The organism is Pseudomonas moraviensis subsp. stanleyae, assembly GCF_036283065.1.
Taxonomy (GTDB): domain Bacteria; phylum Pseudomonadota; class Gammaproteobacteria; order Pseudomonadales; family Pseudomonadaceae; genus Aquipseudomonas; species Aquipseudomonas stanleyae.
Map to the genome: position 1 here is coordinate 63,348 of NZ_JAADJI010000005.1, position 26,512 is coordinate 89,859.

21 protein-coding genes are annotated in these 26,512 nt (G+C 60.6%); 13 read left to right on the forward strand and 8 right to left on the reverse strand.

Annotation, left to right across the window (positions count from 1 at the left end):
* Window positions 1–185 precede the first annotated feature (185 nt).
* On the forward strand, window positions 186–1,898 hold the full coding sequence (locus GXB78_RS10035) for a cation:proton antiporter (RefSeq protein WP_329515275.1): 1,713 nt from the start codon (window positions 186–188) through the stop codon (window positions 1,896–1,898).
* Here GXB78_RS10035 and GXB78_RS10040 read toward each other — a convergent pair.
* Complete coding sequence (locus GXB78_RS10040) at window positions 1,895–3,103, reverse strand: ammonium transporter (protein ID WP_329515276.1); 1,209 nt, start codon at window positions 3,101–3,103, stop codon at window positions 1,895–1,897. The two genes, GXB78_RS10035 and GXB78_RS10040, sit on opposite strands and share 4 nt — an antisense overlap.
* A gap of 302 nt (window positions 3,104–3,405) precedes the next feature.
* Between GXB78_RS10040 and GXB78_RS10045 the strand changes: the two genes are divergently transcribed.
* From GXB78_RS10045 to GXB78_RS10080, 8 genes are all read left to right on the forward strand, one after another.
* On the forward strand, window positions 3,406–3,720 hold the full coding sequence (locus tag GXB78_RS10045; RefSeq protein WP_016770842.1) for a DUF883 family protein: 315 nt from the start codon (window positions 3,406–3,408) through the stop codon (window positions 3,718–3,720).
* A gap of 2 nt (window positions 3,721–3,722) precedes the next feature.
* Entirely contained in the window at window positions 3,723–4,109 is a 387-nt protein-coding gene (locus GXB78_RS10050) for a phage holin family protein (protein WP_008079909.1), read from the forward strand.
* The gene (locus tag GXB78_RS10055; RefSeq protein WP_041478436.1) at window positions 4,106–4,444 is read left to right on the forward strand and encodes a hypothetical protein; all 339 of its coding nucleotides are present in this window, start codon (window positions 4,106–4,108) and stop codon (window positions 4,442–4,444) included. Before GXB78_RS10050 ends, GXB78_RS10055 begins: the two co-directional genes overlap by 4 nt.
* A 120-nt stretch (window positions 4,445–4,564) precedes the next feature.
* Window positions 4,565–5,728, forward strand: a complete 1,164-nt coding sequence (locus GXB78_RS10060) for an EAL domain-containing protein (RefSeq protein WP_329515277.1) — start codon at window positions 4,565–4,567, stop codon at window positions 5,726–5,728.
* Window positions 5,729–5,797: 69 nt separating this feature from the next.
* The gene (locus tag GXB78_RS10065) at window positions 5,798–7,126 is read left to right on the forward strand and encodes a deoxyguanosinetriphosphate triphosphohydrolase (protein WP_150742504.1); all 1,329 of its coding nucleotides are present in this window, start codon (window positions 5,798–5,800) and stop codon (window positions 7,124–7,126) included.
* 386 nt (window positions 7,127–7,512) lie between these two features.
* Window positions 7,513–8,139, forward strand: coding sequence for a response regulator transcription factor (locus tag GXB78_RS10070; protein WP_329515278.1), 627 nt, complete (start codon window positions 7,513–7,515; stop codon window positions 8,137–8,139).
* Window positions 8,140–8,147: 8 nt separating this feature from the next.
* Entirely contained in the window at window positions 8,148–11,792 is a 3,645-nt protein-coding gene (locus GXB78_RS10075; RefSeq protein WP_329515279.1) for a transporter substrate-binding domain-containing protein, read from the forward strand.
* A gap of 48 nt (window positions 11,793–11,840) precedes the next feature.
* Window positions 11,841–14,786, forward strand: a complete 2,946-nt coding sequence (locus tag GXB78_RS10080) for an HD domain-containing phosphohydrolase (RefSeq protein WP_329515280.1) — start codon at window positions 11,841–11,843, stop codon at window positions 14,784–14,786.
* Here GXB78_RS10080 and GXB78_RS10085 read toward each other — a convergent pair whose 3' ends face one another.
* Together GXB78_RS10085 and GXB78_RS10090 are read right to left on the reverse strand one after the other, a co-directional pair.
* On the reverse strand, window positions 14,787–15,269 hold the full coding sequence (locus GXB78_RS10085; protein WP_329515281.1) for a GAF domain-containing protein: 483 nt from the start codon (window positions 15,267–15,269) through the stop codon (window positions 14,787–14,789).
* On the reverse strand, window positions 15,266–16,156 hold the full coding sequence (locus GXB78_RS10090; protein WP_329515282.1) for an ATP-binding protein: 891 nt from the start codon (window positions 16,154–16,156) through the stop codon (window positions 15,266–15,268). Before GXB78_RS10090 ends, GXB78_RS10085 begins: the two co-directional genes overlap by 4 nt.
* Window positions 16,157–16,321: 165 nt before the next feature.
* Between GXB78_RS10090 and GXB78_RS10095 the strand changes: the two genes are divergently transcribed.
* Entirely contained in the window at window positions 16,322–18,643 is a 2,322-nt protein-coding gene (locus GXB78_RS10095; RefSeq protein ID WP_329515283.1) for a hybrid sensor histidine kinase/response regulator, read from the forward strand.
* On the opposite strand, the gene GXB78_RS10100 is transcribed toward GXB78_RS10095, so the two are convergent.
* The 3 genes from GXB78_RS10100 to msrB form a co-directional block, all read right to left on the reverse strand.
* Window positions 18,627–19,085 carry a MarR family winged helix-turn-helix transcriptional regulator gene (locus tag GXB78_RS10100; protein ID WP_329515284.1) on the reverse strand — a complete coding sequence of 153 codons (459 nt, stop codon included), beginning with the start codon at window positions 19,083–19,085 and terminating at the stop codon, window positions 18,627–18,629. The genes GXB78_RS10095 and GXB78_RS10100 overlap by 17 nt on opposite strands.
* Window positions 19,082–19,567, reverse strand: coding sequence for a glutathione peroxidase (locus GXB78_RS10105; protein WP_016770854.1), 486 nt, complete (start codon window positions 19,565–19,567; stop codon window positions 19,082–19,084). Before GXB78_RS10105 ends, GXB78_RS10100 begins: the two co-directional genes overlap by 4 nt.
* Before the next feature lie 104 nt (window positions 19,568–19,671).
* Entirely contained in the window at window positions 19,672–20,067 is a 396-nt protein-coding gene (gene msrB, locus GXB78_RS10110; RefSeq protein WP_329515285.1) for a peptide-methionine (R)-S-oxide reductase MsrB, read from the reverse strand.
* Window positions 20,068–20,291: 224 nt separating this feature from the next.
* Between msrB and GXB78_RS10115 the strand changes: the two genes are divergently transcribed.
* Together GXB78_RS10115 and htpX are read left to right on the forward strand one after the other, a co-directional pair.
* Complete coding sequence (locus GXB78_RS10115; protein WP_329515286.1) at window positions 20,292–21,503, forward strand: pyridoxal phosphate-dependent aminotransferase; 1,212 nt, start codon at window positions 20,292–20,294, stop codon at window positions 21,501–21,503.
* Window positions 21,504–21,806: 303 nt separating this feature from the next.
* A complete protein-coding gene (gene htpX / locus GXB78_RS10120) occupies window positions 21,807–22,694 on the forward strand; it encodes a protease HtpX (protein ID WP_007908619.1) in 888 nt (295 codons plus the stop codon).
* Window positions 22,695–22,866: 172 nt separating this feature from the next.
* On the opposite strand, the gene GXB78_RS10125 is transcribed toward htpX, so the two are convergent.
* A complete protein-coding gene (locus tag GXB78_RS10125; protein ID WP_329515287.1) occupies window positions 22,867–23,523 on the reverse strand; it encodes a thiopurine S-methyltransferase in 657 nt (218 codons plus the stop codon).
* Between the two features lie 103 nt (window positions 23,524–23,626).
* Between GXB78_RS10125 and GXB78_RS10130 the strand changes: the two genes are divergently transcribed.
* Window positions 23,627–24,394 (forward strand): DODA-type extradiol aromatic ring-opening family dioxygenase, encoded by a 768-nt coding sequence (locus GXB78_RS10130; protein WP_329515288.1) that lies wholly within the window; start codon window positions 23,627–23,629, stop codon window positions 24,392–24,394.
* A 105-nt stretch (window positions 24,395–24,499) separates the two neighbouring features.
* On the opposite strand, the gene GXB78_RS10135 is transcribed toward GXB78_RS10130, so the two are convergent.
* Window positions 24,500–26,173: a DEAD/DEAH box helicase gene (locus tag GXB78_RS10135; protein WP_253504044.1), complete on the reverse strand. Its 1,674-nt coding sequence runs from the start codon at window positions 26,171–26,173 to the stop codon at window positions 24,500–24,502.
* Window positions 26,174–26,512 lie beyond the last annotated feature (339 nt).

Genomic DNA, 26,512 nt, shown 5'->3' on the forward strand with positions numbered 1-26,512 from the left:
GAAAACAAGTGAGCCCATTCTAGGACGCTGCCGAACCCTCGTCGACCCGCCGCCGCCCAAAGGATGCAGCGCTGCCGGCGCAAAATCCTGACGCAAATCATTCGGCGCAAAATGCAATTGCGTCATCCTCGCGGACTTTTTGCCTCTACGCTTCAGAGGCCAACGCCCTGACAGCGGAGTGTCCCGTGTTTGCAAATCTGTTGATCATTCTCGCCTCGTCCCTGGTGGTGATTGCCCTGTTCCGGCGCCTGCGACTGCCACCGGTGCTGGGTTACCTGTGCGTGGGATTGCTGGTCGGGCCGAACGCGTTCGACTGGGTCAACGAAAGCGAACATCTGCCGGATGTCGCCGAACTGGGCGTGGTGTTTCTGCTGTTCTCGCTGGGCCTGGAGTTTTCCCTGTCGAAGATGATTGCGCTGCGTCAGGTGGTGTTTCGCCTCGGCAGTCAGCAAGTGCTGATCAGCACCGCGTTGCTCGGCACACTGTTGATGTTGCTGGGCATGCCGCTGATGCCGGCGCTGTTGCTCGGTGCCGGGTTATCGCTGTCATCCACGGCGATTGTGACCAAGGAGCTGGGCAGTCTCGGTGAAGTATTCAGCAGCCACGGTCAGAACGCGGTCGGCGTGCTGCTGTTTCAGGACGTCGTCGCGGTGTTGCTGCTGACGCTGGTGCCAGTGTTCGCCGGCACCAGCGAGCAGGCCTGGTACTGGGCCTTGCCGTTGACCCTGGGCAAAACCGTGGTGCTGTTTTTCGGCTTGTTGCTGGCCAGTCGCTGGTTGCTGCCACGGCTGTTTCATGAAGTGGCGGCCTCGCGCTCGGCGGAGCTGTTCGTCCTGCTGGCACTGGTGATCGTGCTGCTCACTGCCTGGCTCACGCATTTGTTGGGGCTGTCGCCTGCACTCGGCGCTTTCCTCGCCGGCATGTTGCTTGGTGAAAGCCACTACCGGCACCAGATCGAAGCCGACATCCGGCCGTTCCGCGACATTCTGCTTGGAGTGTTCTTCGTCAGCATCGGCATGCTGATCGACCTGCAACTGTTCGTCAGCCACAGCCTGTTGATCATCGGCCTGACGCTGGGCCTGATGCTGATCAAGGGCATCGTGGTGGCGCTGCTGGTGAAGTGGCGCGGCAGCGACAGCGAAACCGCGTGGCGCAGCGGTCTGGCGCTGGCCCAGGGCGGCGAATTCTGTTTTGCCTTGATGGCGCAGATGCAGCAGAACAGCCTGCTGCCGGCCGAACCAGGTGCCCTGCTGCTCGCGGCGACGTTCTGTTCGATGCTGCTCACGCCACTGCTTCTGCGCATGGCGCCGCGCATTGCCGCCGCGCTGCATCACAAGCCCAATCAGGAAGCGCAGATCGAACAGATCAGCGCGCTCAACGCCGACCTCGACCAGCACGTAGTGATCTGCGGCTACGGCCGCGTCGGCCAGTCCATCGGCCGTTTCATGGGCAACGCCGGCCAAGCCTATGTCGCGCTGGACAACGACCCGGTGCGCGTACAGGAAGCCGCGTCCGCGGAAAGCGACGTACATTACGGCGACTGCGCGCGTGGCGATCTGCTTGTTGCGGTAGGCCTGTTGCGCGCCAGATTATTGGTGATTGCCGTGGATCAAAGCGATGTGGCCTTGCGCATACTCCGCGAAGCCCGTCGGCTCAACCAACAGGTACCGATTCTGGTGCGCACTCGTGACGACAGCCAGTCGGCCGAGCTGAGAGCCGCCGGCGCCACCGAGGTGGTGCCGGAACTGCTGGAGTCGAGCCTGATGCTCGCTTCACACGCGCTGATCATGCTTGGCCTGCCCGCACATAAAGTGCAGGAGAAGGTCGATCAGGTGCGCATCGATCGCTATCGCCTCCTGCACGGCTTCTACCCCGGAGCCAATGATGAGGAAATCTAATCCTGGCTCACCGCGCCGATCTTGTGCAGCGACAGGTCGGCGCCGTAATACTCTTGTTCCTGACTCAGGCGCAGCCCATGCAGAGCCTTGATCGCGCCGTAGACGACGAAGCCGCCGACCAGCGCCACCGCAACACCGAGCGCGGTGCCGATCATCTGGCTGATCAGACTGACGCCGCCCAGACCACCCAGCGCAGTCTGGCCGAAGATGCCGCAGGCAATTCCGCCCCAGACGCCACACAAGCCGTGCAGCGGCCATACGCCCAATACATCATCGATGCGCCATTTGACTTGGGCAGCAGTAAAGCACCAGACAAACAAGGCTCCGGCAAATGCGCCGGTGACCAGCGCGCCGACCGGATGCATCAGGTCGGATCCGGCACAGATCGCCACCAGACCGGCCAACGGGCCGTTGTGCAGAAAGCCCGGGTCATTGCGCCCGACGATCAACGCCGCGACGGTGCCGCCGACCATGGCCATCAGCGAGTTCACCGCAACCAGGCCACTGACACCTTGCAGCGTCTGCGCGCTCATCACGTTGAAGCCGAACCAGCCGACAATCAGGATCCACGAACCCAACGCCAGAAACGGGATGCTCGACGGCGCGAATGCGACCAGGCGCCCATCGCGATAGCGGCCATTGCGCGGACCGAGCAACAACACTGCGGCCAATGCCAGCCAACCACCCATGGCATGCACCACCACCGAGCCGGCGAAGTCGTGGAATGCGGCGCCAAACTGCGCCGCCAGCCAGCCTTGCAAGCCGAAGTTGCCGTTCCAGACCAGGCCCTCGAAAAACGGATAGATAAACGCCACGATCAGCGCCGTCGCACACAACTGCGGGACGAAACGCGCACGCTCGGCAATGCCGCCGGAAATGATCGCCGGGATCGCCGCAGCGAACGTCAGCAGGAAGAAAAACTTCACCAGTCCATAGCCATGGTCGGCCGTAAGCACCGCAGCCGGTTGCATGAAGGTGACGCCATAGGAGATCCAATAGCCTATAAAGAAATAGGCCAGCGTCGAGACGGCGAAGTCGCTGAGGATTTTCGACAGCGCGTTGACCTGGTTCTTCTGCCGGACCGTACCGACCTCCAGAAAGGCGAAACCGGCGTGCATCGCCAGTACCATCACCGCGCCGATCAGAATGAACAAGGTGTTGGAGCTGTGAACCAGCGTGTCCACAGCGCTTTGCAAATTTTCCATGGAGAGGCAGACCTGAGGCTGAAAAGGCACCAAAGCGGTTCACGGGCGAACTTCATGCACCAAGTTGCGACCCGACAGTCATACCGCCGCAGGGTCGATGAACTGATTTGGCGCACAGGTCGATGTCCGATCACGAACCGCGAGCAAATGAATCAGAGTTTTTCTGCTCGAACGCCCGGCAACAGCGCACACAAACCGAGCGACGCACCACGACACAGCAAAAGTTGTACCAGGCATTTGCACTGAACCTTCGCGCAAGGCTCATACTCGAACGCTTCAAAGCCACCTACGGAGATCCACCAATGGCCAGCATCAAGGCAAAGACTGCTCAAGAAATCCTCATGAACGACTTCCAGACTCTGGTCGCCGACACCGAACGCTTGCTCGAGCACACCAAGACTCTGGCTGGTGATCAGGCCGATGAGCTGCGCGCGCAGATTCATGACAGTCTGCTGCGCGCCCGGGAAACCCTGAAAGTGACTGAAGACACGCTGCGCGAACGCGGTCAGGCGGCGGTCACCGCCACTGAAGACTATGTGTCGGCCAACCCATGGCAGTCGGTGGGCATCGCTGCCGGTGTCGGCTTTCTGATCGGCCTGCTGGCCACTCGGCGCTGATCATGTCGATCGGTGAATCCGGCCCGACTGCGGGCACCGCCTCCTCCACGCGTCGCCTCGGCGCAGCCGTTCTGGGCCTGCTGCACAGTCATGTCGAATTGTTCGGCATCGAATTGCAGGAGCAGAAATCACGCACCGTCAGCCTGCTGCTGTTTGCCGGCCTGGCGCTGGTGTTTGCCCTGCTGTTGCTGGTGGGTCTGTCGACGCTGGTGATGATCATCTTCTGGGACACCTACCGCCTCGCAGCGATCATCGGCCTGTGCGTTTTCTATACGCTGGCGTCGATCTTCTGCGGTCTGCGTCTCAAAGCGGCGATCTTCGATGAGTCCTCGCCTTTCCACGGCACGCTTGAAGAGCTGGCCAACGACCGGGAGCGCCTGCTGCCATGAGCCTGCCTGAACTTCCGCACAACAGCTCGCGCCGGGAAATGCGCAAGGCCCTGATCCGTCTGCGCATGGAAATGCACCGGCAGGAAATCCGCCACGAAACCGCGCAAGTGCTGCAACCGTTGCAGCGCATGCGCGGCATGAAGCAAAACGTACAGGACGGGTTCGGCATCAAGCATGCGCCGTTGTGGGGCGTGGCGGCGGTGACGCTGCTGGGCTTCCTCACGGGCAAAGGCTCGAAACGCAGCGGTGGGGGCGGTCTGACCCGACTGTTGCGTCTGGGCACGACCCTTGGGCCGCTGATCAGACTGGTCATGCACAGCTCGGGCAAGCGCTGAAACGCCCCTCTGGCTACATTCTTGCAATAGCGCCGGGATGAATCTCCTTATCGGGAGGTTCAATCCCGCGTGCCTATCCGGTAGACGCGGCCAGACCAAAAACAAGATTAAGGATTTGCCGTGATCGACGGGCAACCGCTCGCCTGCTTTCAACCTTTCATCGATACCGCCACCGGACGCATTGCAGGCGTTGAAGCCCTTGGCCGCTTGCGCCAGAGCGATGGTCAGCTGATCTCGGTAGGGCCGTTGTTCGCCGATCCGCGCACCCCGGCCACAGCCCTGCGTCGGCTCGACCGGCAGATCCGTGATCATGCCTTGAGCCGCCTGCATGAGGCGCCGCCCGAATGGTTTCTCAGCCTCAACATGTCGCCACGCTGGATCAGTCGCCTGCGTGCGGATCAGGCCTTGCCCAGTCTCAAGCAGTTGGCACGACACGAGGTTGATCCGCAGCGCATCGTTTTCGAAATCACCGAGTTGGGTGGCAATAGCGAACGCCTCGCCCACGTGGTCGGGCGCTATCGCGAGGCTGGAGCGAGAATCGCCATCGATGATTTCGGCGCTGGCTATTCGCAGCTGGATCGGGTGCTGGCCCTGCAACCGGACATTCTCAAGCTCGACATGCGCCTGTTCCAGGCAGCGGCCCTTGGCGGGCCGAGCAGCGATGTGGTCAAAGCGCTCGCGCAGATGGCCGAGAAAACCGGCTGCTGGATCATCGCTGAAGGCGTCGAAACCGAAGCGCAGCTGACTTTTGCCCTGGAATGCGGCTCGCGCTACGTGCAGGGATTTCTCTTCGCCCGAGCGCAGGAGGAGTTCTTCGCTACGGATGCTTTCGTCGCACATTTCGCACAATTGCGACAACGCTACGTGAAGCACAAACTCAGCGAGCGCGGGCGTTTGATGCAGATGCGCCAGCAGCTCAGCGAGCTGATGGCGATCCTGCAGCAATGGGCGCAGGCCCGCGCACCGCTCAGTGCGTTGCCTCAACTGCAGGCATTTCCCTGGCTGCTGCGCTTTTATCAGTGCGACCGCCATGGCACGCAACTGACCCCCAACCTGGAATGGCGTCACGATGGCTGGTTCGCCGATGATCGCTACCTGGGGCACAACTGGTCGTGGCGACCGTACTTCTACCATCTGCTCGCCGAAGGCTGGGAAGAACGCCGCCTGACTCTGTCGAGCACCTATCGCGATGCCACCAGCAACCAATATTGCCTGACCGCCGGGCAGTTCTTCGATAACGGTGAACGGCTGTTGCTGATCGATATCGATGCGGCGGGCCTGTAGTTCTGCTTGCAGGCACAGGGCCGAACCGGGAAGCTAGGGCGATCAGTCACCAGACGGAGAGAATCAGCCTTGGATTGGCCTACCCTGCTCAACCGCGAACGCCTCGGCAAGCCGCTGCACAGCCCGCAAGAACTCGGCCGCAGCCCTTTTCACAAAGACCATGACCGCATCATTTTCTCCGGGGCCTTCCGCCGCCTCGGGCGCAAGACCCAAGTGCACCCGGTCACCAGCAACGATCACATTCACACGCGCCTGACCCATTCGCTGGAAGTCAGTTGTGTCGGCCGTTCGCTGGGCATGCGTGTCGGTGAAACCTTGCGCAGCGCGCTGCCAGACTGGTGCGACCCGGCCGACCTCGGCATGGTGGTGCAATCGGCTTGCCTGGCGCATGACATCGGCAACCCGCCGTTCGGCCATTCCGGCGAAGACGCCATTCGCCACTGGTTTCAACAAGCCGCCGGGCGCGGCTGGCTCGATGGCATGAGCGACGCCGAGCGTGGTGATTTCCTCAATTTCGAGGGCAATGCTCAAGGCTTTCGCGTGCTGACGCAGCTGGAATATCACCAGTTCGATGGCGGCACACGCCTGACCTACGCAACGCTGGGCACGTATCTGAAGTACCCGTGGACCGCGCGCCATGCCGACTCCCTCGGTTACAAGAAACACAAGTTCGGCTGCTATCAGAGCGAATTGCCGTTGCTCGAACAGATCGCCCACAAACTCGGCCTGCCGCAGCTTGAAGACCAGCGCTGGGCACGCCATCCATTGGTGTATCTGATGGAGGCGGCCGATGACATCTGCTACGCACTGATCGATCTTGAAGACGGTCTGGAAATGGAGTTGCTCGAATACGCCGAAGTCGAGTCGCTGCTGCTCGGCCTGGTCGGTGACGACCTGCCGGAAACCTACCGTCAGCTCGGTCCGCAGGATTCCCGCCGGCGCAAACTGGCGATCCTGCGCGGCAAAGCCATCGAGCACCTGACCAACGCGGCGGCGCGGGCGTTTGTCGAACAGCAGGATGCTCTGCTCGCCGGCACGCTGCACGGCGATCTGGTCGAACACATGCATGGGCCGGCAAAGCGCTGCGTGTTGAACGCCAAGGACATCGCGCGCAAAAAGATCTTCCAGGACAAGCGCAAGACGCTGCATGAAATCGGCGCTTACACGACGCTGGAGATTCTGCTCAATTCGTTCTGCGGCGCCGCGCTGGAACAACACAACGGCCGCACGCCGTCGTTCAAGAGCCGACGGATTCTCGATCTGCTCGGCAACAATGCGCCGGATCCACAGGGCTCGCTGCACAGCTCGTTTTTGCGCATGATCGATTTCATCGCCGGCATGACCGACAGTTACGCCAGTGACATGGCACTGGAAATGACCGGGCGTTCGAGTCATTGAGCATGGCGCATTCAGCCGGCCGTTGATCCGGCCGGCTGAATGCTCGATGAGTTTTCTCGGTACAAACGCTATAAAGCGCTTTTTAAAACTGGTCATTCAACTGCGCTGAGGCATGCAACCCGATAAAACAAACGGCACCTGATTAAACACAACTTTAAACGCCAACAAAATAATCAGAGATCAATATTGGTTCTCGGATAATTTCCATCTTCGGTCAATTGCAAGCTCGGGCTTCCTTACGTCGAACCTAATTTCAACGTAGTCCCTTTCCTCATTACGCGTAGGATTAATCCGATAACGTAGTCGCGACACTACCAGTCCATGCGAGTGCTCATTCATCTGAGCTAAGGTGCGCGCTTTATTCATGCTTGCATGGGACTCTATTTATGAACTCCGTTTTTATCGTGGACGATCATCCGGTGATCCGCCTCGCCGTGCGAATGCTCCTGGAACATGAAGGCTACAAGGTCGTCGGCGAGACCGATAACGGTGTCGATGCCATGCAGATGGTCCGTGAATGCATGCCCGACCTGGTCATCCTCGATATCAGCATCCCCAAGCTGGACGGCCTCGAAGTACTGGCCCGCTTCAACACCATGGGTTGCAATTTCAAGATTCTGATTCTTACGGCGCAGTGTCCTACGCTGTTCGGTATTCGCTGCATGCAGTCCGGCGCATCGGGATATGTCTGTAAGCAGGAAGACTTGAGCGAACTGGTCAGCGCAATCAAGGCAGTATTGTCCGGCTACAACTATTTCCCCAGTCAGGCGCTCAATCCGGTGCGCAATGACGATATCCGATACGCAGAACTTGAACTGTTCAAATCCGTCAATGATCGCGAACTGATGGTATTGCAGTTATTTGCTCAGGGCCGTACCAACAAAGAAATTGCCAAAGGCATGTTTCTCAGTAACAAGACCGTAAGCACCTACAAAAAGCGCCTTATGCAAAAGCTCAAGGCCAGATCACTTGTAGAACTTATCGAGATGGCCAAACGCAACGCACTCGTGTGAGATTCCGCATGCCCAGCCGTTTAAAGGACTACTTGATTGCCTTGAGCGCAGCCCTGTGCCTGAGCGCCAATGCGTATGCCGGAGCCAGCACGCCGTCGGACTACGCCCTGCTCAGCCGCTCGGCAAGCGAAAACATTGCGGTTACCTTGCAACCGTCGCAACGGCAATGGCTGCAGACGCGCAGCGAATTGATACTGGGCACTTCCGCACCTGACTACCCGCCCTTCGACATGACCGCCAGTGGCAAGGAATATGAAGGACTGACTGCCGACTACGCTGGCATTATCGGCAAGGCCAGCGGTTTGCCGGTCAGGGTGCAACGCTTTTCCTCCCGCGACGCTGCAATTCGCGCCCTGACCGATGGGCAGATCGACCTGCTGGGCACAGCCAACGGCTACGAAGCAGGCAATGCCAACCTCGCGCTGTCCAGACCCTATGCAGTCGATCAACCGGTCCTGGTGACCCGCGAGGATGAAACCCGCTCTTTGACCGAAGGCCTCGCCGGCCTGCGCCTGAGCATGGTCTATCACTACCTGCCGCTGCCCGAGATCAAGGCGCTGTATCCAAAGGCGCTGATTACCTGCTACCCCTCCTATCAGAACGCAATCAACGCCGTCGCCTTCGATCAGGCCGATGTGTTTCTCGGCGACACCCTCTCCACCCACTACATGATCAACAAGGGTTATCTGAACAATGTGCGCATGGCCAATTTCGGCAAACAGGAAGCGCAAGGCTTCAGCTTTGCCGTAAGGCGCAGCAATCCGCAGCTACTGGGCATCATCGACGCCGTGCTCAATGCGGTGCCAAGCGGCCAGCGCGACGACATTGCCAAGCGCTGGAGCGCTGGCAGCGACATGTTGCTGACTGACAAAAAACTGCAACTGACCCAACGCGAACTAGCCTGGCTCAAGCGCCATCCCACCGTCAGCGTGGTGGTCAATGAGGCCTACGCGCCGCTGACGTTCTTCGACAATGGGGGAAATTTTCGCGGCATCAGCGCCGACCTGCTTGAACTGATCCGCTTGCGCACCGGCCTGCGTTTCGAGATCCAGCGCAGTCGCAACGATGCGGAAATGATCAGGCAGATCGACAACCACAAGGCTGATCTGATTGCCGCCCTGCTGCCAAGCGCCGAACGCGAGAAAACCCTGAGTTTCAGCCGTCCCTACCTGGAAAACTCCTACGTGCTGCTGACACGCAAAAGCGCCGACGGCCCGACCAACCTGGCCCAGCTCAAAGGCAAGCGCCTGGCGATCGCCCAGGGCAATCCGCTGGTCGCCTACCTGCACGAGAATTTTCCGGGCATCGAACTGATCGAAACGCCCGACACCTTCAGCGCCGTGGCGATGCTCGCCGACAACCATGTCGACGGGGCCGTCAATTCACTGGTGATCGCCAACTATTTCATTTCATCGCGCATCTTTGCCCGGCCACTGCAAATCACCACCACGATCGGCACCAGTCAGGCCGCCTTCTCGCTGGCGACCGCCCGTGACAACACCGAGCTGGCCTCGATCATCAACAAGGCACTGCTGAGCGTCGCTCCCGAGGAGCTCGGGGTGATCAACGGCCGCTGGCGCGGTTACTCCACGGCATCACAGAACATCTGGCAAAACTACCAGCGGCTGTTCTATCAAGTGGTCGCGGCCGCCGGCCTGATCCTGCTGCTGCTACTGACATGGAACGCCTACATGCGCCATCAGATCAAACAGCGCCAGGCCGCCGAGCGTGCGCTGAACGATCAACTGGAGTTCATGCGCTCGCTGGTCAACGGTACGCCGCACCCGATCTACGTCCGGGATCGACAAGGCCTGCTGCAAAGTTGCAACGACAGTTATCTCGAAGCGTTCAATGCCAGACGCGAGGACATCCTTGGCAAGGATGTCATGCAGGGCACGCTGAGCAATGTCTTTGAAGCTCAGGCGTTCCAGGCCGATTACCAGAGGGTCATCGCCGAAGGCACTCCCTTGATACTCGACCGGCCCCTGCACATCGGCAACCGGCGGTTGACCATTTACCACTGGATTCTTCCCTATCGCGACTCCAGCGGCGCCGTCCAGGGCATCATTGGCGGCTGGGTCGACATCAGTGAGCGCCGTCAGTTGTTCGAAGAACTGCGCGCGGCCAAGGAGCAGGCCGACGAGGCGAACCGCGCCAAAAGCACCTTTCTGGCGACCATGAGCCACGAAATCCGTACGCCGATGAACGCCGTGATCGGCATGCTCGAACTGACCCTGCGCCGCATCGAGCCGCAGCACCCCGATCGCGCCTCAATCGACATCGCCTACCATTCGGCCAAGGATCTGTTGGGGCTGATCGGCGATATTCTCGACATTGCGCGTATCGAGTCCGGGCGCCTGAGCCTGTGCCCGGAATGGATCAATCTGGTCGACACGGTGACTTCCGTCGCACGCATCTTCGACGGCCTCGCCCGGCAGAAAAACCTCGCCTTGCAGGTCGTCTTCAACCCGCCGAACCCGGCTGTCGATGTGCACCTCGATCCGCTGCGCTTCAAGCAGGTGCTGTCGAATCTGGTCAGCAATGCCATCAAGTTCACTGAGCAGGGGCATGTGCGGATTACCCTCGACCTGATCTCGTCAGACGCTACTGGTCGAGCCTTGATGCAACTGACCGTACAGGACAGTGGCGCAGGCATCAGCGCCGAAGATCAACAGCGCTTGTTCGAGCCCTTTTCGCAAGCGGAAAACGGCAGCCGGCAGGCAAAAAACGGTGCCGGACTAGGGCTGGTCATCAGTCGCAACCTGTGCGAAATGATGGGCGGACAACTGCAATTGAGCAGCCAGCCCGGCATCGGCACTCAGGTCTGCATATCGCTGCCGCTCGACAGCCTGCCGGCAAAAGCGAATCCGCCGAAAAGCGAACCGTTGATCAAGCCCGCAACAACGCCGTTACAGATATTGGTCGTCGACGACCACCCCGCCAACCGCCTGCTGATGTGTCAGCAGCTGGAGTTTCTCGGTCATCGGTTCAGCATTGCCGAGGACGGCTGCAGCGGCCTTGAACGATGGAAGGCCGAGCATTTCGATCTGGTGATCGTCGACTGCAACATGCCCTTGATGAACGGCTACGAGATGACCCGCGGCATTCGCCAGCTTGAACTGCAAAACCGCCGAACGCCATGCACCGTATTGGGTTTCACCGCCAATGCCCAGCCGGAAGAAGTCCAGCGCTGCAAGCTCGCCGGCATGAACGACTGTCTGTTCAAGCCGTTGAGCCTGACCCTGCTCGGCCAGTGGATCGACGGCATCACCCCGGCAGCTCCCGCGGCGGTGTTCGACCTGCAAAGTCTGAGTCTGCTGACTGGCAGCAACCCCGCGCAAACCCGGCGCATGCTGGTGGAACTGCTCAAGAGCAGCCGTCTCGACCGCGCGGAGTTGCTCACCCTGTCGCCCGAGGACGATCGCCAAGCGCTGGCAGTGGTTGCGCACAAGATCAAGGGCGCCGCGCGCATCGCGCAGGCTTCGCGGTTGATCGAATGTTGCGATGCCCTTGAGGAAGCTTGCCAGCAAGCGCTCGCATCGCAGCAGATTGCCCGCTGCTGGGCGGCAACCAGCCAGGCGATGCTCGAACTGGAACAGGCCCTGCAGCAGCAATTGACATTGGTCGATCAAGGCACAGTGAGCGAGTCTTAACTATGCTTGGGCGCTGAGCAGTGAGTTAAACCTTACGGAGAGCCTGAAATGCCCAGCCCACTGCGCCCCGAGCAACGCCGGTTGCCGCTGCACGTGCACATCAGCGTCATGTTCACCTTCCTGTTATTGCTCACGGGCGTGGTGCTGGGCCTGTTCAATTACCACCAGACCACGCAGATCATTTTGTCGAGCAGCGAGAAACTCTTCGATCGCATTGAACAGGATGTGCGCGATGATCTGCAGGCGACCTATCAGCCGATCCGCCATCTGTTGAGCCTGCTGGCAGACACTCCGGCCGCCCAGGCTGCCGATCTTCAACAGCGCCTGCCGTTGCTCAAGCCCTTCAGCCAGTCATTGGTGGATAACCCGGCGCTGGCTTCGCTGTATCTGGGTTATGCCAACGGCGACTTCTTCATGGTGCGGGCACTGCGCAATGCGGCGCTCAAGGCCCAGCTCCAGGCGCCCGACGCGGCGGTGTATCAGGTCTGGAGCATCGAGCACGATCCGCAAGGCGCCGTACGCTCGCAGTCACTGTTCTTTGATCAGGCGCTGACACCGATCAGCCGCCGAGATCAGCCCCAAGACTTGTACGATCCGCGCAGCCGAAGCTGGTTCAGCGACGCCCAGCAACAGGCCGGGCAGATCACCACCGAACCCTACGTATTTTTCTCCACTCGCAATGTCGGCACCACGCTGGCCCGGCGCAGCGGCGAGAACGCCGTGATCGGCGCCGACCTGACCCTGGCATCGTTGTCGACCGCCCTCGGCAAGCACCGCGTAACGCCGTCGACAGAAATCGCGCTGTACGACACCGCCGGCAACGCCGTGGCCTACCCCGACAGCAATCGCCTGATCGTCGATGACCGCACCGCGCGACTGGCCAGAGCGGCCGATCTCAGTCCTGAGCTGAACGCGCTGCTCGCCTCCGACAAAATCGGCAAGCGCCTACAGGTAAACAATCGTCAATGGATCGTCGCGCGCACAAGCATTGAGGAAGGCGGACCGAAAGGTCTGCAACTGGCGCTGCTGGTACCCGAAGACGAGTTGCTGGTGGACGCTTTTCGCATGCGCTGGCAAGGCGCGCTGATCACCCTGGCCATCCTCTTGCTGTGCCTGCCATTGGGCTGGGTGATTTCGCGGATTCTGGTCAAACCGCTGCACGCCTTGGTCAAGGAGGCGGATGCCATTCGCAGTTTCGATTTCAACTTTCCACTGACGCGCCGCTCGCCCGTGCTGGAAGTCGACCAATTGAGCCTGTCGATGGCGCGGATGAAAGAGACGCTGGGAAGTTTCTTCCGCATCACCGACAGCCTGTGCGCCGAAACGCGTTTTGCCCCGCTGCTCGAACGCGTGCTGTTCGAAACCGTACAGATCGCTCAGGCGCAGGCCGGCCTGATCTATCTGCGCGAAGCCGACGGTGCGCGCATGGAGCCTTATGGGCTGATCATCGATGGCGTGCCGCAGGCGCTGGAGGCGTTCGACATTCAGGGCCGTGAGCTGCATGAAAACACCGGGCCGGGATGGTTCGAACAACTGGCCAGCGCCAACAATACCGTCAGCCACCTGGGCTTCGATCAGGCCGGCGACCTGCAGAAAATCCTCCTCGCGATGCAGTCGCCACGCATCCACCTGATCGGTATCCGGCTGCACAACCAGCACGACGAAACCATCGGCCTGCTGATTCTGCTGGTCAATGACAGCGGCGCGCCGAGCGATCTGGAAAAGCTGCGGCCCGACCGCATCGCCTTCTTGCAGGCGGTGTCCGGGGCGGCGGCGGTGAGCATCGAAAGTCAGCGCCTGCAAGCCCGGCAGAAACAACTGCTCGACGCGTTCATCCAACTGCTCGCCAGCGCGATCGACGCCAAGAGCCCGTACACCGGCGGGCATTGCCAGCGGGTGCCGGAACTGACGCTGATGCTCGCCCAGGCCGCTGCCGCCAGCCAAGCGCCAGCGTTCCGCGCCTATCAGCCCAGCGAAGATGAATGGGAGGCCCTGCACATCGCCGCGTGGCTGCACGATTGCGGCAAGGTCACGACGCCGGAATATGTGGTCGACAAAGCCACCAAACTCGAGTCCATCAATGATCGCATCCATGAAATCCGCACCCGCTTCGAAGTGCTCAAGCGTGACGTGTGGATCAATTACTGGCAGACGCTGGCGAGCGGTGCAGATGAGGTCGTACTGGCCCGCGCACGTGATCGTGAATTGATGAAACTCGACGACGACTTTGCCTTTGTCGCCCGCTGCAATCTCGGTGGCGAGGCCATGGCCGAGGCTGATCTGCAACGCCTTGACCAAGTCGCCCAACGCACCTGGCTGCGCACTCTCGACGACCGCCTCGGTGTGTCATGGGAAGAAAACCGCCGCCAGACAAAAACCCCTGCACCAAGACTGCCCGTCAGCGAACGACTGCTGGCCGACAAACCCGAGCATCTGATCGAACGCGACAAAAACGAACTGATCCCCGAGGACAATCCCTGGGGCTTCAAACTCGATGTGCCCCAATACAAATACAACCGCGGCGAGTTGTACAACCTGAAGATCGCCCGTGGCACGCTGACCCGCGAAGAGCGCTACATCATCAATCACCACATGGTGCAGACGATCATGATGCTCAGCCACCTGCCCTTCCCCGGCCATCTCGACAGCATCGCCGAGATCGCTGGCGGCCATCACGAAAAAATGGACGGCACCGGGTATCCGAAACGCTTGAAGCGCGAGGACATGAGCCTGCCGGCGAGGATGATGGCGATTGCCGATATTTTCGAAGCGCTGACCGCCGCCGATCGCCCTTACAAAAAAGCCAAGTCGTTGAGCGAGGCGCTGGGGATCATGGCGACCATGTGCCGTGAAGCGCATATCGATGCGCCGCTGTTCGGCCTGTTCATCAATGAGGGGGTGTACATGCAGTACGCGACGCGGTTTCTCGATCCCGCGCAAATCGACAGCGTGGACACGGCCAGCCTGTTGCACAAGGCTGGCCTCAGCGGTTAATCAGCAGTCGGTAAGGCGCAGGAAAATCGCCGCCAGCTGCTCGATGCCGGCCTGATCTTCGGCGCCGAAACGCGCCAGCTTCGGGCTGTCGAGGTCGAGCACGCCAATCAGCCGACCGTCCTTGACCAACGGCACCACCAGTTCGCTGTTGGACGCGCTGTCGCAGGCGATGTGGCCTGGGAATACGTGTACATCCTCGACGCGCTGGGTCTGCAGGCTGGCAGCAGCCGCGCCACATACGCCGCGCCCGAATGGAATGCGTACGCAAGCGATCTGGCCCTGAAACGGGCCAAGCACCAGCTCTTCGTTGCGATTGAGGTAGAAACCGGCCCAGTTCAGATCATCGAGCTGGTTGAACAGGAACGCGGAAAACTGCGCGGCATTGGCGATGAAATCGCGCTCGTCCGCCAGCAGCGATTCCAGTTGCGCGGCCAACATACCGTAGCCTTCGAGGCCCTGGCCGCTGTGTTGCAAATCAATCATGCCTTGTGCTCCAGCAATTTCAGTCCCACCCAGTAGCGGGCGAATTGATACGCGCAACGTCCGTTGCGATTACCGCGGCCGGTGGCCCAGCGCACGGCGAGAATGTCCAGTGCTTCGTCGCGCTGCCAGCTCAGGCCGGCCCTGGCGGCCAACTGGCCGATCCAGTGTTCGACGACATTGAGGAAGTGTTCCTGGGTAAACGGGTAGAACGACAGCCACAGACCGAAACGGTCCGACAGGGCGATCTTGTCTTCCACCGCTTCGCTCGGGTGCAGCTCGCCGTCGACGCGCTTCCAGTTTTCGTTGTCGCTTTCCTTTTCCGGCACCAGGTGGCGGCGGTTGGAAGTGGCATACAGCAAGACGTTGTCGGGGGCCTGCTCGAGCGATCCGTCGAGCACGCTTTTCAGCACGCGGTAGTCGCCTTCGCCGGATTCGAACGACAGGTCATCACAGAACAACACGAAACGTTGCGGCAGTTTGGCGATTTGCTCAACTACCCGTGGCAAGTCCGCCAGATGATCGCGCTCGATCTCGATCAGGCGCAGGCCCGCGCCGGCATGCTCGGCCAGCAACGCGCGTACCAGCGAGGACTTGCCTGTGCCGCGCGAGCCCCAGAGCAAAGCGTGGTTGGCCGGCATGCCATCGAGAAACTGTCGGGTGTTGCGCCCCAGCTGTTCCAACTGACGATCGACGCCGATCAGGTCCGACAGACGCATGTCGAGGCTGACTTCCAGCGGCAGCAGATAACCGCTGCGCCCGTCACGCTGCCAGCGCGCCGCCAGGCAAGTGTTCCAGTCAATGACAGGGCGCGGTGCTGGCAACAGTGGTTCGATTCGCGCCAGAACCGACTCGGCGCGTTCAAGAAAAGCATTCAATCGGGAATCCACGTCTTCTCCTCGGGCACTTTCACAGTGATGATGACGATCCAGCGACCCTGCACAGATAGAATTGCCCGACCAAGCCTTGTTACAAGGCGATTCGGGAACCTCGGTATCCATACATGATCGACTATGCTTGAGCAGCGAAGGGAAACGGAAGTGGTTCAACACCCCATGGATATCAAATTCACCCACCGGCTGTCATACAAGCAAGCCAGGCTTACCGTGCTGGTCGGGTTCATTCTGGGCACCCTGCTCAGTCTGCTGCAGATCGGCATCGATTATGCCAGCGAAGACGCTTCCATCAACCGGGAAATCCTCGCGCTGCTGGAAATCAGCCACAATCCGGCCTCGCGCATCGCCTACAACATCGACGCCGAACTGGCGCAGGAACTCACCCTCGGCCTGCTGCGCTCGCCGGCGATCATCGCCGCGCAACTGATCGACAACAACGATACCGTGCTGGCCAACGTCAAACGCCCGGAGCTGCAGAGCAACTATCGGCTGATCAGCGACTTCCTGTTCGGCGCCAAACGTCATTTCGAAGATCGCCTGTACCTCGACCATTTGCCCAATGAATCCCTCGGCGTGCTCAAACTGGAAGTCGACACTTATGCCTTTGGCAGTCGCTTCCTGCGCCGCGCAGAAGTCACCCTGCTCAACGGTTTCGCCCGCAGCCTGCTGCTGACCGGGATCCTGCTGGCGCTGTTCTACGTCATGCTGACCAAACCGCTGGTGCGGGTCATCCGCGAACTCAGCGGCCGCGACCCCCGCAGCGCCGAGCCGACCACGCTGGAGTGCCCGGCCGGTCACGGCAACGATGAAATCGGCGTGCTGGTCAAAGTCGCCAACCAGCAATTCGAGAACATCGCCACCGAGATCCAGCAACGGCGCACAGCGGAAAACCGTCTCACCGAATACCTCGCGCAACTGGAAGACATCGTCTCGGCGCGCACCGCCGAACTCAAGGCGATCAATGCCCGCCTCAGTCAATCCAACGAAGAACTTGAAGTGGCACGCCGCACGGCGCTGGACATGGCCGAAGCACGTTCGGCGTTTCTGGCCAACATGAGCCATGAAATCCGCACGCCGCTCAACGGCTTGCTGGGGATGATCGCGCTGTCGCTGGACGGCCCGCTCAACGCCGAGCAACAGCAACAGCTGTCGATTGCCCATGACTCGGGCAAGGTGCTGGTGGAATTGCTCAACGATATTCTCGACCTGTCGAAGTTCGACGCCGGGCAACTGGAGCTGGAAAACATCCCGTTCGATTTGGGTTCGCTGATCGAAGACACCGCCAACCTGCTGTCGCAGAACGCCGCGCCGAGCGTCGAGTTGACCTGTCTGATCGATCCGCACTTTCCGGCGCTGGTGCTGGGCGACCCGACACGGGTGCGGCAGATTGTCAGCAATCTGCTGTCCAATGCGCTGAAATTCACCCGTTTCGGACGGGTCGATGTGCGGCTGTCGGCGTACAAGGGCGGCGTGCGCATCGAAGTCTGCGACACCGGCATTGGCATCGCCCAGGAAGCCCAGGTGAAAATCTTCCAGCCGTTCACCCAGGCGGGCGCCGGCATTACTCGCCAGTATGGCGGCACCGGGCTCGGGCTGGCGCTGACATACAACCTGTGCGAAGCGATGCAGGGGCGTCTGACCATCAGCTCCGAAAGTGGTTTCGGCAGTCAGTTCTGCGTTGAACTGCCACTGCCCAGCCACACCCGCGCCCTGGCCCCGCTGCCATTACGCGGCAAGGTCCTGGCGATCACGGCGGGCAGCAGTGGCCTGGCGGAGTTGCTGAAAAGCCTGTTGCCGGTGTGGGGTCTGGAGTACACGCAGCGCACCATCGACGACTCGCGGCTGGGCCTCAATCCCGATTTCGTGATCACTGATTGCCCTGAGTGTCTGTTCGGTCTGCGCCCGAGCATTGCCGCGCCGATCCTGCTGGTGACTGCTTACGGCAGTTTTCTCCCCAGCGAAGAAGCCGCTGCCCTCGCGCCCCTGCAACAACAGGCCCGGCCGCTGGCGCGCAATGCGCTCTACCAACATTTGCGGCGGATTCTGCAGCCGGACCTCGCCACTCTCAATGAAGCGCAAACGGACGCCTTGCCGTCCGCGCGGCGGGGCAAGGTGCTGCTGGTCGAGGACAACCCGGTCAATCAACTCGTCGCCAAGGGCATGCTCGGCAAGCTTGGCTGCGATGTGGTGGTGGCGGGCCATGGCGCCGAGGCGCTGGATCAGCTGGAGTTTGCCGATTTCGATCTGGTGCTGATGGACTGCAATATGCCGGTGATGGATGGCTATGAAGCCAGTCGACAGATCCGCCAGAGCGGGCGCTGGCCGAATCTGCCGATTGTCGCGCTGACCGCCAATGCCATGTCTGAGGAACGCGAACGTTGCCGCGCGGCCGGCATGAGCGACTATCTGGCCAAACCGTTTCGCCGCGAAGAACTCGCCGCGTTGCTGGACCAGTGGATGCCGTCTACGCCAGCGCTTTGATCTGCCCGAGCAAGTGATCGAGGCCGGCGCGCAAATCATTGAGCCGGTCGAGATCAACGCCGCTGTCGCACAGCAGGCGCGCCTTCAACGGCCCGACCTGCTTACGCAGCGCTTGCCCGGCAGGCGTCAGGCTCAAATGCACTTCGCGTTCATCCCGCGCCGAGCGCCGCCGCTGCACCAGATCGATCTGCTGCAGCCGCTTGAGCAACGGCGTCAACGTGCCCGAGTCCAGCGCCAGACGTTCGCCCAAGGCCTTGACCGTCGGTTGCTCCGGCGCAGCTTCCTGCCACTCCCACAGCACCAGCATCGCCAGGTACTGCGGGTAGGTCAGGCCCAACTGATCGAGCATCGGCTTGTAGGCACGAATCACCGCCCGCGAGGCCGCGTACAGCTTGAAGCACAACTGGCTGTCGAGCTCCAGCGAGTCACCCGGCTGGCTCATTTCAGCAAAGCTTCGATCTCGCCGCTCAGGTCCTGCGGCTTGGTCGTCGGCGCGAAACGCTTGACCAACTGGCCGTCCTTGCCGATCAGAAACTTGGTGAAATTCCACTTGATGCCCTGCGAGCCGAGCAGGCCCGGGGCGCGCTTCTTCAACTGCACGAACAGCGGGTGAGCATCGGCGCCGTTGACGTCGATCTTCTTGAACAGCGGGAAGCTGACGCCGAAATTCAATTCGCAGAATTCGCTGATGGCGCCCTCATTGCCCGGCTCCTGCTTGCCGAACTGGTTGCAAGGAAAGCCCAGCACCACCAGCCCCTGGTCCTTGTAGGTCTGCCAGAGTTCTTCGAGGCCTTTGTATTGCGGAGTGAAGCCACACTTGCTCGCGGTATTGACCACCAGCACGGCTTTGCCGGCGAAATCGGCCAGGGTCTTTTGCTCACCTTTGATGGTGGTGCAGGGGATATTCAGCAGGTTGTCGCTCATGGGTCGGCTCCGCAATGGTCGGGAAAGCGCAAACATAACGAGCAATTGAATTGTGTGCAATCTAATCGCCGGATAAAAAGGCGACGCAATGTCGCCTGTTGCGGTTATCCGCGGGGCTTGAGATCCAGGCACACCGAGTTGATGCAATAGCGCAGTCCGGTCGGTGGCGGGCCATCAGGGAACACGTGCCCCAAATGCGCATCACAGCGCGCGCACTTCACTTCAGTGCGGATCATGCCGTGGCTGGTGTCACGAATTTCGGTCATCGCGCTTTCGCCAATCGGCGCATAGAAGCTCGGCCAGCCGCAGCCAGAGTCGAATTTGGTCTTGGAATCGAACAGCGGCTCATTGCAGCAGACGCAGTGATAGACACCGTCGGTCTTGGTGTCGTTGTATTTGCCCGAGAACGGGCGCTCCGTGGCACTCAGACGGCAGACGTTGTACTGCTCGGGGTCGAGCATGGCCTTCCACTCTTCCTGGGTTTTCTGCAACTTTTCCATCATCACACCTCAGCGGCTGAAAAAGCCCGATCTGTACCTTTTCCACGGATCGGGCGGCACGTATGATTGCGCCTCGTCACGCGCCAGTCTGGCAGCCAGACCGGGCGCATTCAAACGGATTCTGAGCGCCAAAGCGCCAGACCTCCGCCTGTGCGAAGACGCAGCAATCCCAGTACGGTTGTCCACTTGCCGCCTGGATCGTTCATTTTCGGGATCACATCGCCATGCAGTTCAGCAAATCGAACAAGCTCGCCAACGTCTGCTACGACATTCGCGGCCCGGTGCTCAAGCACGCCAAACGACTGGAAGAGGAAGGCCAGCGCATCCTCAAGCTGAACATCGGCAACCCGGCGCCGTTTGGTTTCGAAGCGCCGGACGAAATCCTTCAGGACGTGATCCGCAACCTGCCGACCGCGCAAGGCTACAGCGATTCCAAAGGCCTGTTCAGCGCGCGCAAGGCAGTGATGCAGTACTACCAGCAGAAGCAGGTCGAAGGTGTCGGCATCGAAGACATCTACCTGGGCAACGGCGTTTCCGAGCTGATCGTGATGTCGCTGCAGGCGCTGCTCAACAACGGCGACGAAGTGCTGGTGCCGGCGCCGGACTATCCGCTGTGGACCGCTGCCGTCAGCCTCGCTGGCGGTAATGCTGTGCACTACCTCTGCGACGAAGGCGCCGACTGGTTCCCGGACCTCGCCGACATCAAGGCCAAAATCACCCCGAACACCAAGGCCATGGTGATCATCAACCCGAACAACCCGACCGGTGCGGTGTACTCGAAGGAAGTCCTGCTGGGCATGCTGGAAATCGCCCGCACGCACAACCTGGTGGTTTTCTCCGACGAGATCTACGACAAGATTCTCTATGACGACGCCGTGCACATCTGCACTGCTTCGCTGGCGCCGGATCTGCTCTGCCTGACTTTCAACGGTCTGTCGAAATCCTACCGCGTGGCCGGTTTCCGCTCCGGCTGGATCGCCATCTCCGGGCCGAAACACAACGCGCAGAGCTACATCGAAGGCATCGACATGCTGGCCAACATGCGCCTGTGCGCCAACGTGCCGAGCCAGCACGCGATCCAGACCGCCTTGGGCGGTTATCAGAGCATCAATGATCTGGTCCTGCCGCAGGGTCGCCTGCTGGAACAGCGCAACCGCACCTGGGAACTGCTCAACGACATTCCCGGGGTCAGCTGCGTGAAGCCGATGGGCGCGCTGTACGCGTTCCCGAAAATCGACCCGAAGGTCTGCCCGATCCACAACGACGAAAAATTCGTTCTCGACCTGCTGCTTTCCGAGAAGCTGCTGGTGGTGCAAGGCACGGCGTTCAACTGGCCGTGGCCGGATCACTTCCGGGTGGTCACCCTGCCCCGCGTCGATGATCTGGAAATGGCCATCGGCCGCATCGGCAACTTCCTCAAGTCCTACCGCCAGTAATGGGCCAGCAGTGCGCGACGGATTGGCTGTTGCGCACTGTCTGATTCAGCAACACATCTTTGATCCGCGCCTTTGCAGCCCTTCTACACTTGCGATGCGAGCCGTGCAGACGTGTCTGACCTAATGTCGGCGGGACGAAAGGGAGTGTCAGCCGTATCGGAATCGAGGGTGGGAATTTTCTTTTCCCTCAGGAAACTGCTGTAGGACACAGTTTGAAATAGTCACTCGGTTGAATACCCCGGTGCCGCACCTTATATACCCCGCAGTACGCTACATCTTTAGCTTGAGGAGAGTTCTACAACCATGATGCGCATCCTGCTGTTTTTGGCCACTAACCTGGCGGTCGTGCTGATAGCCAGCATCACCCTGAGCCTGTTCGGCTTCAACGGGTTCATGGCGGCCAACGGGGTCGACCTCGACCTCAGTCAGCTGCTGGTTTTCTGTGCGGTCTTTGGTTTCGCCGGCTCGCTGTTCTCGCTGTTCATCTCCAAGTGGATGGCGAAGATGAGCACCGGTACGCAAATCATCAGCCAGCCACGCACTCGTCATGAGCAATGGCTGCTGCAAACGGTCGAGCAACTGTCCCGCGAAGCCGGGATCAAGATGCCTGAAGTCGGGATTTTCCCGGCCTACGAGGCGAATGCCTTCGCCACCGGCTGGAACAAGAACGACGCTCTGGTCGCGGTCAGTCAGGGTCTGCTCGAGCGTTTCTCGCCCGATGAAGTGAAAGCCGTACTGGCCCACGAAATCGGTCACGTCGCCAACGGCGACATGGTCACGCTGGCGCTGATCCAGGGCGTGGTGAACACCTTTGTGATGTTCTTCGCACGGATCATCGGTAACTTCGTCGACAAGGTGATCTTCAAGAACGAAGAAGGCCAGGGCATCGCCTACTACGTGGCGACCATTTTCGCCGAGCTGGTGCTGGGCATTCTCGCCAGCGCAATCGTCATGTGGTTCTCGCGCAAGCGCGAATTCCGTGCCGACGAAGCCGGCGCCCGCCTGGCCGGCACCAGCGCGATGATCGGCGCGCTGCAACGCCTGCGTGCTGAACAGGGCCTGCCGGTGCACATGCCCGACACCCTGAACGCCTTTGGCATCAACGGTGGCATCAAACAGGGCTTCGCCCGCATGTTCATGAGCCACCCGCCGCTGGAAGAGCGTATTGACGCCCTGCGTCGTCGCGGTTGATTTGATCGCACTGAAATGAAGGCCCGCAGTGATGCGGGCCTTTTTTTTGTGTCCGACGATTATGCGCTGGCAATGCCAATCCTTTCGCGAGCAGGCTCGCTCCCACCTTTGGAATGCATTCCCCTGTGGGAGCGAGCCTGCTCGCGAAGACGCCGGAACTGTTAACAAAAAACTATCTGGAAGAAACCCGATAAACCCGCTCCACCAACCACTCAACCCCGCCCTGCAGAAACTTGGGGCTCTCAGCCAGAATATCCCGCTCTTCCAGCCTCTCCACCTGCCAACCTTGGCCCAGCAACCGCTGCACTTCACCATCGCTCACCGCAAACGGCGGTCCCGGGATCTGCGTCTGGTCGTAATCCAGGGTAATCACCAACCCTTTCATCTCCGGCGCCAGCAACTGCTGCAGATGCGCCGCGTAACGCTGGCGCATCGCGTCCGGCAAGGCAATCAGCGCGGCGCGGTCGTACACCGCCGTGCAACCGGCAACATCCTGCGCCGTCAGCGCAAAGAAATCACCACACCACAATTCATACGCATCACTGCGATACACCTTGAATGCGCCCTGCTCGCTGATTTGCGGCTGCAACTGATGTTCGCTGAAAAACTCCTCGACAGCCTTTTCCGATAGCTCCACCCCAAGCACCTGATGCCCCTGCCCGGCAAGCCAGAGCAGATCCAGACTCTTCCCGCAAAGCGGCACCAGCACACGCGCCGCCGGTGCAATCGCCAGATCCGCCCAGTAGCGCTGCAAATACGGATTGGCCTCGGGCTGGTGAAAGCCGATCTGGTTCGAATCCCATTTCTTGTACCAAAACTCAGGCTGCATGGATCACTCCCGGAAAACCGATGAAAAACCGCAGAAACTTATATTGGATTCAGATCGATGACCTGACTGAAGATGGCTCATCTTAACGCTCAGGAGCCCGCCCATGTTGCCCAGCCTGTTTATCTCCCACGGTTCACCGATGCTGGCGCTGGAACCCGGTGCCAGCGGTCCGGCCCTGGCGCGACTGGCCGCCGAACTGCCGCGTCCCAAAGCCATCGTCATCGTCTCGGCACACTGGGAAAGCCACGAACTGCTGGTCAGCAGCCATCCGCACCCGGAGACATGGCACGACTTCGGCGGCTTTCCCCGCGCACTGTTCGAAGTGCGGTATCCCGCGCCGGGCAATCCGCAGTTGGCTGCCGAGGTGGCTCATTTGCTCAATGACAATGACCTGCCAGCCCGACTTGATCCGCAGCGACCGTTCGACCATGGGGTGTGGGTGCCGCTGTCATTGATGTATCCGCAGGCCGACATTCCGGTGGTGCAAGTCTCGTTGCCGAGTCGCGGCGGGCCGGCGTTGCAGACGCGGATTGGCCGTGCGCTGGCGAGCCTGCGCGAGCAAGGGGTACTGTTGATCGGCTCCGGCAGCATCACCCACAACCTGCGCGAGCTGGACTGGCATGCCGGGCCGGAGAGCATCGAGCCGTGGGCGCGGGATTTCCGTGACTGGATAATCGCCAGGCTGGCGGCCAATGATGAGGCGGCGCTGCATGACTATCGCCAGCAGGCACCGAATGCCGTGCGCAGCCATCCGAGTGATGAGCATTTGTTGCCGTTGTACTTTGCGCGCGGTGCCGGCGGGGATTTCAGCGTGGCGCACCAGGGCTTCACGATGGGGGCGCTGGGCATGGATATCTATCGCTTCGGTTGAGGCCTTCGCGAGCAGGCTCGCTCCACAGTAGCCGATGAGCAGGCAAAAAAAATCCCCGAACCAGTCGGGGATTTTTTATTTGCGATCAATCAGCCCAAAGGCGGATCAATCTTCGCGGTAGCGACGCAGCTTGAGCTGCTTACCGGCCACGCGAGTGTCCTTCAGTTTGGTCAGGAGCTTTTCCAGACCTTCTTCCGGCAGCTCGACGAGGCTGAAGCTGTCACGCACCTGGATGCGACCGATCGCTTCACGGGCCAGACCGCCTTCGTTGAGGATGGCGCCCAGCAGGTTTTTCGCAGCGATACCGTCACGCGCGCCCAGCGCGGTACGGCAGCGAGCACGGCCTTCGCCCAAAGGCATTGGCGCGCGACGCTCGCGGTCACCACGATCAGGACGATCACCAGTGCGCTCAGGACGGTCGCCACGCGGTGCGTTGTTCGGCACCAGTGGACGTTCCTTCTCGATCGCCGCCAGGTTCAGCGCTTGACCGTTGGTAGCCTTGCGCAGCAGCGCAGCGGCCAGTGCACGCGGGGTGCAACCGATGTCGGCGGTCAGGCGATCAAGCAGTTCACCGTGAGTCGATTCGGCATCAGCGACCAGCGGCGACAGGCTGTTGGTCAGTTTCTTGATGCGCGCATCGAGAACGGCTTGAGCGTCCGGCAGGCGTACTTCGGCAACTTTCTGACCGGTAACGCGCTCGATCACTTGCAGCATGCGGCGCTCGCGTGGAGTCACCAGCAGCAGCGCACGACCTTCGCGACCGGCACGGCCGGTACGGCCGATACGGTGCACGTAGGACTCCGGGTCGTACGGCATGTCAACGTTGAACACGTGAGTGATGCGCGGAACGTCCAGACCACGGGCAGCAACGTCGGTCGCGACAACGATGTCCAGACGGCCATCTTTCAGCGAGTCGATAACACGCTCACGCTGGTTCTGGGCGATGTCACCGTTCAACGCGGCGGCTTTGTAGCCTTTGGCGTCGAGGGCGCTGGCCAGGTCCAGAGTGGCCTGCTTGGTGCGCACGAACATGATCAGGGCGTCGAAGTCTTCGACTTCCAGCAGGCTGAGCACGGCCGAGGTTTTCTGGTCAGCGTGAACCAACAGGTGAGCCTGTTCGATCGCGGTAACGGTCTGGGTCTTGGTCTGGATCTTGACGTGTTGCGGATCGCGCAGGTGGCGTTCGGCAATGGCACGGATCGACTGCGGCAGGGTCGCCGAGAACAACACGGTCTGGCGGGTGGCCGGCAGAGCCTTGAAGATGACTTCCAGGTCATCCATGAAGCCCAATTTCAACATTTCGTCAGCTTCGTCGAGAACCAGATGGTTCACGGTCGACAGGACTTTCTCGTCGCGACGCAGGTGGTCGCACAGACGACCCGGAGTAGCGACAACGATCTGTGCGCCATTACGGATTGCCTTGAGCTGCGGGCCCATCGGCGCGCCGCCGTAAACGGCCACGACGGTAACGCCTGGCATTTGCTTGGCGTAGGTTTCAAAAGCGGTTGCTACTTGCAGCGCCAACTCTCGGGTTGGCGCCAGGATCAGGGCTTGCGGTTCGCGCTTGGCAGGATCGATGCGGTGCAGAATAGGCAGTGCGAACGCGGCGGTTTTACCGGTACCGGTTTGCGCCTGGCCAATCATGTCCTGGCCGGCCATGATGATCGGGATCGATTGCTGCTGAATCGCCGAAGGCTCTTCGTAGCCAGTCGCTGCGACGGCTGCAAGAATATTCGGGTTGAGATTAAAAGCGGCGAATCCGCCGGTTTCCTGGGTCATGGGTCTGCCTCTAAGTGCATCCGCAAAGACCCATGCTCCAAAGCTGCGCATGCCGTGTTGAGACTCAAGAGTCGCCCTGGCAGCTTTGTCGGCGGGGATTTGCGAAAACGAATGAATGAAGATGAATCGTCAAGGAAGAGCCCGCAATGCGGACGTGCAGCCGAAGCTGACTTCGGGAAATGCGCTACCTAAACGCGGCCCGGTTAAAGGCCGGCGCGCACTATACCGGAATTTGCCCGAAAAGGGAGCTTTTTTTAACGCCACAATCCGTGTGTCACCGCCGTGTAATGGGCTTTTGCGGATAATCGTGCAACGGTCTATTTTGCAAAGGCCCGGCCC